Origin of the sequence: Flavobacterium sp., from assembly GCF_049590715.1 — a bacterium.
GTDB lineage: Bacteria > Bacteroidota > Bacteroidia > Flavobacteriales > Flavobacteriaceae > Flavobacterium.
In genome coordinates this window covers 1-14,545 of the sequence record NZ_JBAWDL010000254.1, presented here as the reverse complement: position 1 = coordinate 14,545, position 14,545 = coordinate 1, and the positions used below count along the sequence as shown (strand labels likewise).

The 14,545-nt window shown below is 33.9% G+C and carries 8 protein-coding genes; 7 read left to right on the top strand and 1 reads right to left on the bottom strand.

Annotation, left to right across the window (positions count from 1 at the left end):
- The first annotated feature begins 80 nt into the window (after positions 1-80).
- From WBQ70_RS11720 to WBQ70_RS11690, 7 genes are all read left to right on the top strand, one after another.
- Positions 81-6,719, top strand: a complete 6,639-nt coding sequence (locus WBQ70_RS11720) for a LamG-like jellyroll fold domain-containing protein (protein WP_423914388.1) — start codon at positions 81-83, stop codon at positions 6,717-6,719.
- Between the two features lie 73 nt (positions 6,720-6,792).
- Entirely contained in the window at positions 6,793-9,540 is a 2,748-nt protein-coding gene (locus tag WBQ70_RS11715; RefSeq protein ID WP_423914386.1) for a cadherin domain-containing protein, read from the top strand.
- A 72-nt stretch (positions 9,541-9,612) separates the two neighbouring features.
- Positions 9,613-10,488 carry a type IX secretion system membrane protein PorP/SprF gene (locus tag WBQ70_RS11710; protein ID WP_423914383.1) on the top strand — a complete coding sequence of 292 codons (876 nt, stop codon included), beginning with the start codon at positions 9,613-9,615 and terminating at the stop codon, positions 10,486-10,488.
- 408 nt (positions 10,489-10,896) lie between these two features.
- The gene (locus tag WBQ70_RS11705) at positions 10,897-11,463 is read left to right on the top strand and encodes a Crp/Fnr family transcriptional regulator (RefSeq protein WP_423914381.1); all 567 of its coding nucleotides are present in this window, start codon (positions 10,897-10,899) and stop codon (positions 11,461-11,463) included.
- Positions 11,464-11,533: 70 nt separating this feature from the next.
- A complete protein-coding gene (locus tag WBQ70_RS11700; RefSeq protein ID WP_423914378.1) occupies positions 11,534-12,274 on the top strand; it encodes an SDR family NAD(P)-dependent oxidoreductase in 741 nt (246 codons plus the stop codon).
- Positions 12,275-12,715: 441 nt separating this feature from the next.
- Positions 12,716-13,300: a Crp/Fnr family transcriptional regulator gene (locus WBQ70_RS11695; RefSeq protein ID WP_423914375.1), complete on the top strand. Its 585-nt coding sequence runs from the start codon at positions 12,716-12,718 to the stop codon at positions 13,298-13,300.
- Positions 13,301-13,345: 45 nt separating this feature from the next.
- Entirely contained in the window at positions 13,346-13,927 is a 582-nt protein-coding gene (locus WBQ70_RS11690) for an NAD(P)H-dependent oxidoreductase (RefSeq protein ID WP_423914372.1), read from the top strand.
- A 98-nt stretch (positions 13,928-14,025) separates the two neighbouring features.
- Here the strand turns inward: WBQ70_RS11690 and WBQ70_RS11685 are convergent.
- Positions 14,026-14,545, bottom strand: a 520-nt coding sequence (locus WBQ70_RS11685) for a 3-oxoacid CoA-transferase subunit B (protein ID WP_423914370.1), incomplete at its 5' end; no start/stop codon positions are given.

Below are 14,545 nucleotides of genomic sequence, written 5' to 3'. Positions count from 1 at the left end.
AAATAAAATTATATCCAAAAATAGGTCTTAAAGGTGCCAATATTTATATTGACGGACAAATAGTTTTAGACAGCAAAAACATGCCGGTTGAAACAAATGCTGAAGGAAAATTCAGTATTTCAGTACCTATTGGTAAGCACATTATTAAAGTAGCCAAAAATGGTCACACGCTTATCCATGAAGGGAATTACCCCGCTACAGGTGAGCAGGAATTTGTGGAAAACCGTGACGATGTAGTTACTTTTATTGACAACTCCCGTGTAACCCTAGTAGGTAAAGTAGTCGGAGGATCTGTAGAAGCAGCGAAAACGATTGGTTTTGGAGAGAAAGATAAAATTCGTGAAGAAGCCTATTTTGAAGACGGTTCAAACGTCGAAAGTAAAGTACGTATCAGTGCTAAAAACAATATTGGAGTAGCTTCTATTGCTTTGGGATACAAACCACCATCGGGTGATATTAGTCCAAAAACAACTTTTACCTTTCCAACAGATAGAAAAACGGGAGAATACCGTGTACGTGTGTTGCCTTTGGAATACACGCTATCCGAAAATGACGTAAAAGTTGTCGAGACTGATCTTAAACTACTGACAGGAAGTGAACAATTAAATTTAGAAGAAATTAAATCACTAATCACACCTGAGTTTACGATGCCAGATGCGAAAGCGACAATTATAAAAGGAGAGCCATACCAATACGTAAAAAACTTTATATACCGTTCAAATCCTGAACTAACCACGATAGAGCAAACACGTGATGAAACTATAACTATTGGGGACAAAACCTTTAATACTAATGGAGTTATAGTTAGTAATGAGGCGGTTTATTTTTACACGCAAACAAAACCGTATACGATAAAATTAAAATCTTTAGAACGTTATATAAATCAAGATATTGTTACTAGTCCTATAGAAGATTTGGTTCCCATAACGGATGGTGAGTTAAGTGTAACCAATAATTTGGCTTTAGCTAATTCCGAGGGATTTAGTAAAGATCCAAAGAATGCAAGTATATATATTTATACTTTTCGAGGAGGGTTACCTAGTATCTCGTCTCCTTTTATTAAATCGTTAGAGATCGGATTAGTAATTAATAATGTTTACAATCCAGCTACGGGTTACATAAATAATGGAATTGTATTAGGAGCACTATCGGATGGCAGTCAAACCTTTGTGACTAATGCTCCCGAACGTCCAGACATTATACTTCGTGACCCACCAGGATCTAATAGTTTTGCCTCTATAGAAAAAGGAGAAAGTATTAGTATAACCAATAGCACCGCAATAAGTACCTCAAACAATGTAGGCCTAAATGTGAAAATTTTAACAGGAATGAAGATTGTAGCAGGAGGAGGATTAGCAGGTCCTGTCATCTCAGCTGAATCTAGAGCAAATGTAGAGATGGGGCTTGGCGTAACGGTAAGTACAGATTATGGAAAGTCGAATACTACAACTTATGACTTTAGTAAGACAATCAGCACTAGTGATAGTCCTGATTTTGTAGGTGCAGATGCGGATTTGTACATTGGGAATTCACAAAATGTGTATTATGGATCCTATGATGATGTAGGCGTATATGCGGAGGCAAAATCAGGAAGTGAAAATTTAGAAATTAAAACTACTGATAATAAGTCTTTTTTTATAAGTAAACAAAAAGCGATGTTTTTTGATAAACAACCGTCTACAACATTTTTTATTTATTCACAGCACCATATTTTAAACACCCTAATACCAGAGCTAGAACTTATTGTTCAAAATATTGATAATGGTATTGTTTTAGAAACTAGTCCTGGAGTGCAAAAAAGAAGTACTTATGTAAATCAAATAAACATTTGGAAAAAAGTTATTCAGCAAAATGAAAAAACGAAGTATAATGCTTTAAATGATAGAAAATCTATAAAAGATCAGGCACTAAAATCTGTGGAAGATTTTTATGAAAAAGAAGGGACTTTTAATTTTCATGATGACTTAAAAAAATTAATAGAGGAGAAATCTTACGACAACGTGTCTTTTGATGCCGGAGTAGGCGAATACACACAAAAAACAGAAACAACCACGGTAATTCAAGAAAATTTTGAAGTTGCGTTTGATTTTGAAGAATCGGTGAAAGGTGAATTTGGATTTCTTGCCAATGAATCTGTTGGTGTTGTAGTTAGTCCTTATTTAACGCTTAACCAAGGAAGAAGTGCCGGTAGTGAAAGTGAAAATGTCAAAACTACTTTTATTTCTTACACACTAAAAGACAACGATACTAGCAACTTTTTTAGCGTAGATATTATTAATGCTTTTGATGGAAATGGGCCTATTTTTAGTACTAAAGGTGGACGTTCTTCTTGCCCGTACGAAGGTCCAGAATTGTCTAATTTTTATAATAAATTAGATTACGATGCGGCCGCTACAATTATACCTTTATTGGCAGAAGCCAAACGTGAAAGACTAAGCTACGCTACTCAAGCAGTAGAAAAACCAATTATTTCGGTAAAAGTAGCCGAAGTCTTTGATGTTCAAGAAAGTGATAAAGCAGAGTTTGAACTTATACTAGAAAACAACGGTGCAGCAGAGGGTATAGATGCCAACTATCTTTTGGTGGTTGATAATATTTCTAATCCAGACAACGCTATTTTTAATATAGAACAAAACGGAACCGTAGTAAGAGTTCCTTATGGCAAAAAAGTACCTTATCGTTTAACCATGCAAAAATCAAGTGCCAATGTATTTGATTATAAAGATGTTGTAATTCGTTTGCAATCTTTATGTGATGGTGCAGATATTAGTGCCGAAGTACCAGTAACAGCTCATTTTGTACCAGCATGTTCTATTGTTAAAGTAGAGGAGCCTAAAGAAAACTGGGTATTCAATAGAACGGTTTCTAAATTCTCAGGGGCATCTGCAAGAGATCCCTTGTCTATTAAGCTAGGTGCTTATAATAAAAACTATACAAACTTTAGTCGTATGCAATTGCAATACCGACTAGCTACTTCGACTACTTGGAGTAATTTACATACCTATTATAAGAACCAAACAGATTTAGATCTTGCGGTTACAAATGGAGCTGATGTAACTACGTTAAGTTTGATAAGTGTTGATGAAAAAAACAACCAAGTACCTTTTGATTGGTATGTGGCAGGGAAAAAAGACGGAGACATTCCGTTACAGGATGGTGCTTACGAAATTAGAGCGATAAGTTATTGTAGTAATAATACACAATACGTATCTCCTGTAATTGCTGGAAAAGTAGATTTTACCAGTCCAAGACGTTTTGCTTCTCCAGAACCAACCAATGGTATTTTGAATGCAGGTGATGATATAAAAGTAAGTTTTAACGAACCTATTTTTTACAATTCGGCCATCAGTCAAATCGAAATTTCTGGACGTACGAACCAATTGCCAATAGACAATAATGTTTCCCTACAATTTAGTGGGCCAACTAGTAGTGCTACTATTGAAAAACCAGATGTTAGTTCAGGCAACATCACTTTTGAATGGTGGATGCTTAATAAAACCCCTCTTAATACAGGAGGAACTATTTTGAAACAAGCAAATAATTTAGAAGTTGGTTTAACAGCAACAAATAAAATTTATTTTGTACTTGCAGGTAAACGCATAGAAACGGATCTAAATACAAGTGATTTGTTTCATCATTATGCGGTTACGTATCGTGCGAATGATGGCTATATGGGAATTTACAAAGACGATGTGATCTTAGTAGAAAACCAATTTGCAAACTTAAAATTTGATTCTAATGAAAGCCTAATTGTGGGTAATAGTTCATTTCAAGGAAATATACATAGTTTACGTTATTGGAACAAATACATCTCAAGTGTAGATGCTGCAGCCAACATGCGTACACAAACGCTTGGAAACGAAGCTAACTTGTTAGGTTTCTGGTCTATGCAAGAAGGAAAAGGGATCGTAGCCAAAGATGCGGCACGTTTTAAACATGCAAAAATTACCGCTAGTTGGGACATTAAACCTAAAGGCGAATCGTATGCATTTACGGGTCAAAATTACTTGGCAATGGATCAATCAGGTTTTGTTGTATTAAACAAAGAAATGGATGCCACAATAAGCTTTTGGATGAAAGCCAATGCTGGAAACTCAGGAACACTATTCTCTAACGGTAAAGGCGATGGTACTGATTTGGATCAAGCCAATGGAGGAGACGGTAAATGGGCCATTGCTTTGGATTCAAGTACAGGAAAATTACAGTTTTTGAGCGAAGGAAATAAATTTAACCTTACTGATAAAGCAGTTAATAATGATGCTTGGCATCATGTAGTAGTCGTATTAAACCGTTTGGGTTCATTGAACACGTATGTAGATGGAGAAAAAGTAACGGCGCTGTCGCCAAAAGGAATCGGTGCGTTTTCTGGAAACAAAATATGGTTTGGTGCACGTGCTTTTACAGATCAAACGGGAGCCGAAACATTTAGTGATCATTATACTGGATTATTGGATGAATTTACATTTTGGAATTCTGCTAGAACGCAAGAGCAATTTTTGCGTGACCAATACTCAGAAATTGATAGAGAGCAATTGGGATTAGTGTTTTATTCCCGTTTCAATAAAGCTACAGATGGTAGCAATAACACAATAGCGCCTACCTATACAAGATTAATTGCTGGTAACAAAGTAGAAGATACAACAGCTAGCTTAAACCTTGGTGGAACACTAAGTTATAGTACTGAAACGCCTGCTTTAATCCCGCAACGTCCGCTTATTAAGTTCAAAGTAAACCATGTGATCAATCAAGATCAAATGATTTTAGAACCAGATGTGACCAGTTGGGCATCTTTAGAAGGACAAGTTTTGGATATTACGGTGCATCGCATGTACGATGCATTAGGAAATGAGCAAAACTCTCCAATAACTTGGACGGCTCTAATCAATAAAAATGATGTATCATGGTTTGCTGACAAAGCAAATGATGGTCTTTTGGATATTGTAAAACCTCAAGATGAAACAAGTGAATTTAATATCACCCTTGTAAATAGAGGCGGAAAAAGCCAGCCTTATGAGATAACAAACATACCAAATTGGTTAACGTTAAGTAAAACATCAGGTGTCTTAAATCCAAATAGTACATTTGTAATTAAAGCAACTATATCTAATCTAGTAGCGACCAATATTTATTTTGAAAACCTACATCTAAAAACAGATTTTGGTTTTGATAAGTTGTTACAGTTAAACTTACGTGTTCTTGCAAAAGCACCAGATTGGACCATTGACCCTTCTAAGTTTATTTATAGCATGAACATTGTGGGTCAGATAAAAGTGGACGGAATCCTATCAGACGATAAATATGATATGATTGCTGCTTTTGTTGGAAATGAACTAAGAGGTGTTTCTTCATTAAAAAAAATAACAAGTGTTGACAAATGGTTAACTTATTTCACCATTTACAGTAATGAAAAAACCACTACGGAGCAATTGAGTTTTAAAATCTGGGATGCGTCTAGTGGTCTAGTCTTGGCAGCCAATGCAGATGCGAAAGCAACCATTCCGTTTGAAGAAAATCAAGTACTAGGAAAACTTAGTCTACCAGTTACTTTCGAAAATTCATCAGTAGTGGAGCAAAAAATTACTTTTAATACGGGTTGGACTTGGGTATCGATGAATGTGAACGATCCTAATTTCACAGATCTTAACACGTTGACTAAAGGGCTTAACTTAGAAACGTCTGATCGTATGTTGACAAATTCACCTGCACGTTTAGAAACGTATTATAAGAATGAAGCTATACCTGCTAATAGTGGTTGGTCAGGAACAATTTCAGCCTATGGAGGTCTGACTAATTCGAATATGATTAAAGTATTCTTGGCACATGAACAACCTTTGACTATAAAAGGAACAGTTATAAATGTTGCTAATTGGAGTTTTCCAATGCAAGAGAAATGGAACTGGCTTCCTTATATTTTAGGGAAAAACCAACTTACAAATGAAGCTTTAGCGTATTTTGATGCCGCAGATGGTGATGTGATTAAATCACAAAATTTATTTGCTATCTATGACCCAATTATCGGTTGGAGCGGAACCCTAAACTATTTAGAAGCGGGTAAAGGATATATGGTCAAATCTAGTAAAGCACAAACTTTTAAATACCCAAGCTATTTAGCCACTACAAGTAAAATGGTAGCTACTAGCAAGTCTCAAAGTGCAACTAGTTCTAGTCAAGAGGAAATCGGCACTGCGTTTTCGCAATACCCTGACAATATGAATGCTGTGGTTTTATTACCAACAGGATACAACGAATTGTTTGTGTATGATGCTAAAGGTATTTTGAAAGGAGCCGCTGTTAATCAATCAGTAAACAATAGTAATCTGAGTTTCATAACTGTTTACGGCGATACGACTGAAGAACTGGCATTCTATATTGGTAATGGAATTAGCAACAAAAAGACATCGAAGAAATTTGTTTTCAAAGGAAACGATGTTTTGGGAACCATTTCAAAACCAATAGTATTAGAAGAAATGACAGCTGCTGTTAGTATTTATCCTAGTCCATTTGATAATGAAATAACAATAAAAGCGAATGCTCTCCAAGATCAAATTATCAGTATTCGATTGTATTCATTATCTGGTAAATCGCTACTTAATATAAATCAAAATGTTGTAAGCGGTGAGAATGTATTGAAAATTCAACCAATAGTTCCATCTGGAGCTTACTTACTTCAAATTGATATCAATGGAGAAACCATCACCCATAAAGTAATGAAAAACTAGAATTAAATAAATTTAGATTCCAAGACATCTAAAAAGATGTCTTGGAAATTTAAATAAATTTAAAATTTAAAATATGAAAAATTATATATACAGTACAATTGTTCTGTTTCTAATAAGTTTTAACACTTTTGGCCAAAGCCCTACTTGGACTGTGAATGAAAATAATTTTCAATTCGCCATGACTTTTGTTGGTTCTTTAAATATTGATGGGGTTAGGTTATCTAATGTCAACGATAAGGTGGGTGCTTTTGTAAATGGCGAGTGTCGCGGGGTTGCAAATTTGATCTATGTTGCGACAGAAAAAAAATACTATGTTTATTTAACTGTTTCATCCAATACAAATAATGAAACGGTTAGTTTCAAAATTTATGATTCTGTGAAGGATGAAGTGAAGGATGTTGTAAATAACATAAACTTTGCTTCTAACGCAAATTTTGGAGATCTCTCTCAAACGTATATTTTTTCAAACACTGCCTTACAGCAAGGGACAGATCTTTTAGATGTTGGTTTTGTTGGCGTAACTCGTAATGACATAACCATTGTAGGAAATAAAATAACGGTGTACCTTAACCCTGGCCAAAGTGTAACTTCTTTAAATACTACATTTACTACTAGCCCAGCAGCTACGGTTTATATTGGAAGTGTACAACAGCTTTCAGGTGCAAATACTTTAGATTTCACGAATCCCATTACTTTCAAAGTCTTTGCAGAAGACCAAACAAAATCTAAAGAATGGATCGTTTCTGTTCAACTTCCGGTCTATCCTGTTACATTGCCTACGGTTTTTACTTTATCAAAATTGACCATTGACGAAAACCAACCAGTTGGAACTGATGTAGGTGATTTTAGTGTACTGATTGAAGACAGAAACGTTACTGACATTTCGCTAGTTGCTGGTGATGGAGGTTTTGACAATGCTTCTTTTGAAATTATAGGAAATTCATTAAAAGTAAAAACCATCTTTGATTTCGAAGCAAAAAGTCTTTACAAAATTCGTGTAAAAGCGATAAGTATTCGTAAAGAAGTTTTAGAAAAAACGTTTGAAATAACGGTACTTGATGATAAATTACCAACTGGTTTTACTTTGTCAAAATTGACCATAGACGAAAACCAGCCTATTGGAACTATCGTTGGTGATTTTACTGTGGTTAAGGAAGATAGAAAAACATTTGATTTAACTTTAGTTGAAGGTGTTGGCGGAAATGACAATGCTTCCTTTGAAATCTCAGGAAACAGCTTGAAAGTAAAAAGTATTTTCGACTTTGAAACAAAAAGCAGTTACAATATTCGTGTTCAAGCGGTAAATAATCGTGGGGATGTATTAGAACAAGCTTTTACGGTAACGGTACTTGATGATAAATTACCAACCGTTTTTACTTTATTAAAATTAACCATTCCTGAAAACCAACCTGTTGGAACATCTGTAGCCGATTTTAATGTGGTTAAGGAAGATAGAAATGCATTTGATTTAACTTTAGTTGAAGGTGTAGGCGCAGATGACAATGCTTCATTTGAAATTACAGGAAAAAGCTTGAAAGTAAAAAGTGTTTTCGACTTTGAAACAAAAAGCATTTACAAAATTCGTGTTCAAGCGGTAAGTAGCCGTGGGGATGTTTTAGAACAATCTTTTACTATAACGGTATTAGATGATAAATTACCAACGATTTTTACTTTGTCAAAATTAACCATTGACGAAAACGAACCTGTTGCAACTGTAGTGGGCGATTTTACCGTGATTAAGGAAAACAGAAATGTATTTGATTTAACACTAGTGGATGGTGTGGGTGCAGATGATAATGCTTTATTTGAAATTACGGGAACTAACTTGAAGTCCAAAGAAATATTTGACTTTGAAACGAAAAACGTATACCATATCCGTGTTAAGGCTGAAAACACCTTGGGCGAAATTCTGTTTGCTACGTTTGTTATTACTATAAATGACATCAATGATACTCCTGTTTTAATAACATTAAGTAACGCTCAAATCATTGAAAATTCAGCTATCGGTACTGTCATTGGAACATTAACAACAAAAGACCAAGATAAGGATAGCTGTATCTATAGCTTTTTTATTGCTGGATCAGATTACTTGTACTTTGACATTGTAGGTAGTCAATTAGTGTTAAAGAAAAATATCGATTTTGAAACACAGAAAATCTTTCAATTTGATCTTATTAGTGACGATCAAAGAGGGGGTCAGGTAAAGGAAAAAATGACCATTTTTGTATTAGACAAAAATGAAAACCCAGTAATCACTAAAAAAGCAGGATCCAACACGATCGATTTTACTTTTTCAGAATTATCGAACAGTGTTGCTGTTGTTGGAAAAATTGAAGCTACAGATGTTGACGCAAATACAACCCTTAGTTATGAAATAATATCCAATCCAAAAGTTCCATTTACAATAAGTAATGATGGTACAATTAGCAGTGACGGTACAATTGACTCCGAAAACAAAACCACCTATACTTTTAACGTAAAGGTAACGGATAATGGTTCTCCAAAACTTTCTGATACCGTAACCGTTATCGTTACTATTGAATTTAAAGTTGATGATGCGTTAATGTATAATAATTTAGTTTCTCCAAATGGAGATGGTCACAATGATCGATTACTAATTAACAACATACAATCCTATAGCGACTACAACATGTCTATTTATAATTCAAAAGGTCAATTAGTCTTTACTACTGATAATTATCAAAATGACTGGATGGGTAATGGATTACCAGAAGGAGAGTATTATTTATATTTTGCAGGAAAAGATCAAAACAAAAAAGAACGTATTTACAAACAGTTTTTAAGACTAGTGTATAACTAGATTTCATCAATGTTATACAATGATAAATTCCTATTTAGGATACTTTGTAAATTATCAATAATTAAAAAATAAATGAAATATATATCAAAAAAAATAGTACTTAGCTTAATTTTTGTAATGTTCTCTATATTGTCAGGTAAAGCGCAATACCAATTAAACAATCGGTTGATTCAACAAAATAAGTTGGGTGTTAATGTTGCCTATGCTGGTGAGTTCGATAAAACCCGTATATCTCTTGTAGCAGGGATTACGCCAAACAAAATAGAAGGTTCAAATACACTCAATTGGCAACAAGTTACTTTAGATTTACCTTTGATGAATAAATTAGCTACTGCAACCGTGCTTACAAAAATAGCTGCTGGTAGTTTCTCACAATTACAGGTAAAACAAGCCTTTGCATACAAAGTAGATTTTTCTGAAGATCAAACTTTAGCTGTTGGTTTTGCGTTGAGTTTTAATCAACAAAATGTAGATTTAAAAAATGGTTTTACGCCAAATAGTTTTGTTGATTTAGATGATCCTTACTTGTCAAAAGAGAATTACTATCAAAATAAACTAGGACTAGAGATTGGCTTTGTTTATAAAATAAAAGAGTTCCAATTCTCATTATCTCTTCCTTCATTAGGACAGGACAAACCATACAATAATGAAATTACGGCCTACACAGAATACAAGTTCAAATTAAATAAAAATTTAGATCTTATTCCTTCTATTTTATTAATTCAAACCCAAACCAACAGATATGAACTGACGAACAGTTTGAATTTAAAGTATCAAAAAATAGGTTGGCTACAAGTGGGTTATGTAGATTATGATCAAATCTTAATGGGCTTTGGAATAAATGTGAAAGGTCTTGGAATAGGCTACAATTTCGGCTACAACAATAACACCAAAACCAGTTCTGTTTTAGGAAATACCCATCAATTTGGATTGTTTTTCAACTTGTAATTACTAAAATACTAGATTCATAAAAGAAGTAAGGAACTTAGTTTAAAACGATATTAAACCGCAGATTTGCAAATTTTTATTTGTGAAGCTGCGGTTTTTTATGGAATTATTCCTTCCTATCAGGAAGCTACCAAGGCAAATAAATTTGCACTAATATCGTTTAAAACTGTCTATTTACATTCAAAATTGATTAAAAAAATAGCGACCTAAGCGAAAGCAGTAGGCAAAGCAATCTACTGTTGTACAACTCCTACATTTGTCCTATCAGGACTTGGCATTTTTTATCTTAAAATAAATTTGCCTATTTTACACTTTTGTGTAAACCTATTTTAGAACAAGAGAATGGTATAAAATTCACTTTTTTTAAATAATTTAGCACCCCACAACTCAATTTAAGTTGCTTTTAATATGAATCGATTACTGACTCTTTTTAAATCTATCCAACCCATTTCTGAAGAAGAACAAAAGTTCATGAGCAATTTTTTATTCCTTGAAAGCTTCAAAAAAGGAGACAATTATTGTGATAAAGATAAGGTATGTAAAAAAATTGGTTTTGTGTTAGAAGGTGTTTTTAGAGTAGTAAAAATAGATGAAAAAGGAAATGAACATATTCCGTACTTTACCTCCGAGGGTCATTTTGCAGTCGCCATCGAAAGTTTTACAAATAAAACAACTTCAGACGAATATATTGAAGCCTTAACAGATTGTACAGTTATAACCATTACAGCAGAAGCTTATGACTTATTTGAAGTTAAAGTATTGAATTTTTCTAAAATTATAAATACTTTAAAAGAAAAAGCATTCATAGAAAAACATAAACTTAAAAGTGAGATGTTGATGGATAATGCCGAAATGCGATACCATAAGCTAGTCGCTAGAAACCCTACTATTATTCAGCGTATCGCCCAAAATCATATTGCTTTGTACCTAGGAATTACACCATTTACTTTAAGTAGAATAAGAAGTAAAAAATAGTTTTTTTTGCCTTTTGTCAATTTTTATATTTTTTATCTACTCTAGATTTGCTTCAACAAATAAAAGGAAAATGAGTAAGCTAAGAAACAAAATCGCTCTGGTAACTGGAGCATCAAAAGGGATAGGTGCCGAAATAGCCAAAGAAATGGCCAAAGAAGGTGCAAAAGTTGTGGTTAACTTTTGTCAAGATAAAAAAGGAGCTGATGCAGTTGTATCAAACATTATTGAAAATGGAGGAACCGCCATTGCTATTCAAGCAGATGTAACCCAAGAGCAAGATGTTGTTAGACTTTTTAAAGAAACGATTGAAAATTTTGGACAAATTGATATTTTAATCAATAACGCTGGAGTATATCAATTTGAACCTTTGGAGATGGTCACTAAAAATGAATTTTATCGCCAATTTGACAGCAATGTTTGGAGTGTTTTTTTATGTATTCAAGAGTCCCTAAAACATTTTAATCCCCTTGGAGGTGCTATTGTCAATATTAGTTCTGTTGCAAGTATAAAGGCTACTCCTATGACTTCTTTATATTCAGCAACAAAGGCAGCTGTAGATGCTATAACACAAACTAGTGCTAAAGAATTGGCTAACAAAAATATTCGAGTAAATTCTATTCTACCCGGACCAACAGAAACGGAAGGAAATCCTGTTTTGGGTACAGCGATGGAAAATTTCATTGTAGCCAACACGCCTCTAGGAAGAGTAGGAAAACCAACTGATTTTTCAAAATTAGCTGTTTTTCTAGCTTCTGATGATTCTAGTTGGATTACAGGTCAGAAAATAGTTGTTTCGGGTGGGTTTGATTAAATTACTTTCTAAACTTATAAATTAAATATTGTACCAGTAATCCTCTTGTTTTGGTTGGATTACTGGTTTTTTTTGTTTTTATTATTGCAATGTGACTACTTTTGTTTACTTGGGTGCTGGAAAATGATTCGTTGTCGAATATAATTAGATGCATTAAATTTCTCAATTTACAACAAATTATTTATTTCAAAAAAATGGTTTAGGTAAAATTTATTACATTTACTTTATGCCTATTTTCTACTTTCCTTTACTACCAAATCTTAGCCAAAAAATAAACCTTCTAAATCCCGCATTTATGAATCAAAAAATTAAAACACTTCAAATCATACATCTTGCTATTTGCCATGGTGTATCTTTAGCATACGTATTTGCAGGTGACATTTAATATTTCTATTTAAACTTAACGTATTAAACTTCTATTCTGCCATAAAAAAAGAAAAAATGTTAAAAAGCTATCTACAATATTTCGGATTATTAACAGATGATGAAATTGATAATCTCATTAGTCTTAGTAGAAAACGACATTTAGAAAAAACGGACTATTTTGTGCGTCAAGGAGAGGTTTGTAAAGAAGTTGCTTTTATTTTGAAAGGTAGTTTACGGTCTTTTTACATTTCGGACAAAGGAGAAGAGGTTACGTATTGTTTGTTGTTTCCTAATAATTTTATTACTGCATATTCGTCATATATCACAGGGCAAAGCACCGTAGAAAACATGCAGGCCATAACGCCTGTTGAAATTTTGGTTATCTCTAAAGAGGATATTGACGCATTGGCTACAAAGAGTGTAAACTTGGTCTATTTCTTAAAAACTATTGCCGAACAGCAATATATTGAACTCGAAAAACGAATTTTTCAGCTACAAAACAACAATGCTTTGGAGCGTTACGAAAACTTAATAAAAACGCACCCAGAATACGTATTACAAATTCCGTTGCAATATTTGGCCTCTTATTTGGGCATAACCCAAAGACATTTAAGCCGAATTAGAAAACAATTTTCTTTATTAGACAAATGTCCGGTATAATTGAGAACTTCACTCTTAGATTTGTTTTTAATTAATTGAATACAAATGCATAAGAAAATAGTAATTATTAATGGACATCCTAACAAAGAGTCTTTTAATTTCGGATTGGCTAGCAGTTATAAAAAAGGGGCTGTAAAATCTTTGGCTGAGGTAAAAGAAATTGTCATTGCAGATTTGGATTTTAATCCAAATCTGCAATTTGGTTACCAAAAAAGAATGGCCCTTGAACCTGATTTGAAAGATGCTTGGGAAAAAATAAAATGGGCAGACCACTTGGTTTGGATTCATCCTGTTTGGTGGGGTGGTCTTCCAGCAATTACCAAAGGATTTATTGACCGCTTATTTTTACCAGGTTTTGCTTTTCAGCCCAAAGAAAATTCTGTTTGGTGGGATAAGTTATTATCTGGTAAAACGGCTCACATTATTACCACACTTGACCAACCTAGTTGGTATTATTGGCTAGTGTATGGCAAGCCAAGTGTAAACCAACTCAAAAAAGCTACTTTAGAATTTTGCGGAGTAAAACCTGTTAGAGTAACCTATTTTGGTGTTGTAAAAACGGCTAATGAAACTTTGAAAACAAAATGGCTCGAAAAAGCAGAAGCCTTAGGAAAAAAACTAAAGTGAAATTTAAACTAAATTGAACACGAATTTCACAGATTTACACAAATTGAATTATTTGAAAATTTTTAATTGGAGGTTACACCCGAATGTTTATGCTAGTTTTATAAATTTAGTTGCATTTCGGGTATTTCACCATTGATTATTAAAGTAGCTTCGGTAGAAGCTATGATGTGTTCAATACTTACTCCTGGGGCTCTTTCTAATAATTGTATTCCTTTTGAGGTGATTTCCATTACGGCAAGTTCGGTAACTATTTTTTTGACGCAAGCAACGCCAGTTAATGGCAGGTTGCATTTTTTAAGAATTTTTGATTCTCCTGCTTTATTCACATGCATCATGGCAACAATAATATTTTCAGCAGAAGCTACTAAATCCATCGCGCCTCCCATGCCTTTGACCATTTTTCCTGGGATTTTCCAGTTGGCGATATCCCCGTTTTCAGCCACTTCCATGGCACCCAAAACAGTCAAATCGACATGTTGCCCACGAATCATTCCGAAACTCATAGCCGAGTCAAAAAAACTCGCTCCAGCAAGTGTGGTAATCGTTTGTTTTCCAGCGTTAATTAAATCGGCATCTTCTTCTCCCTCAAAAGGGAAAGGTCCCATGCCGAGAACACCG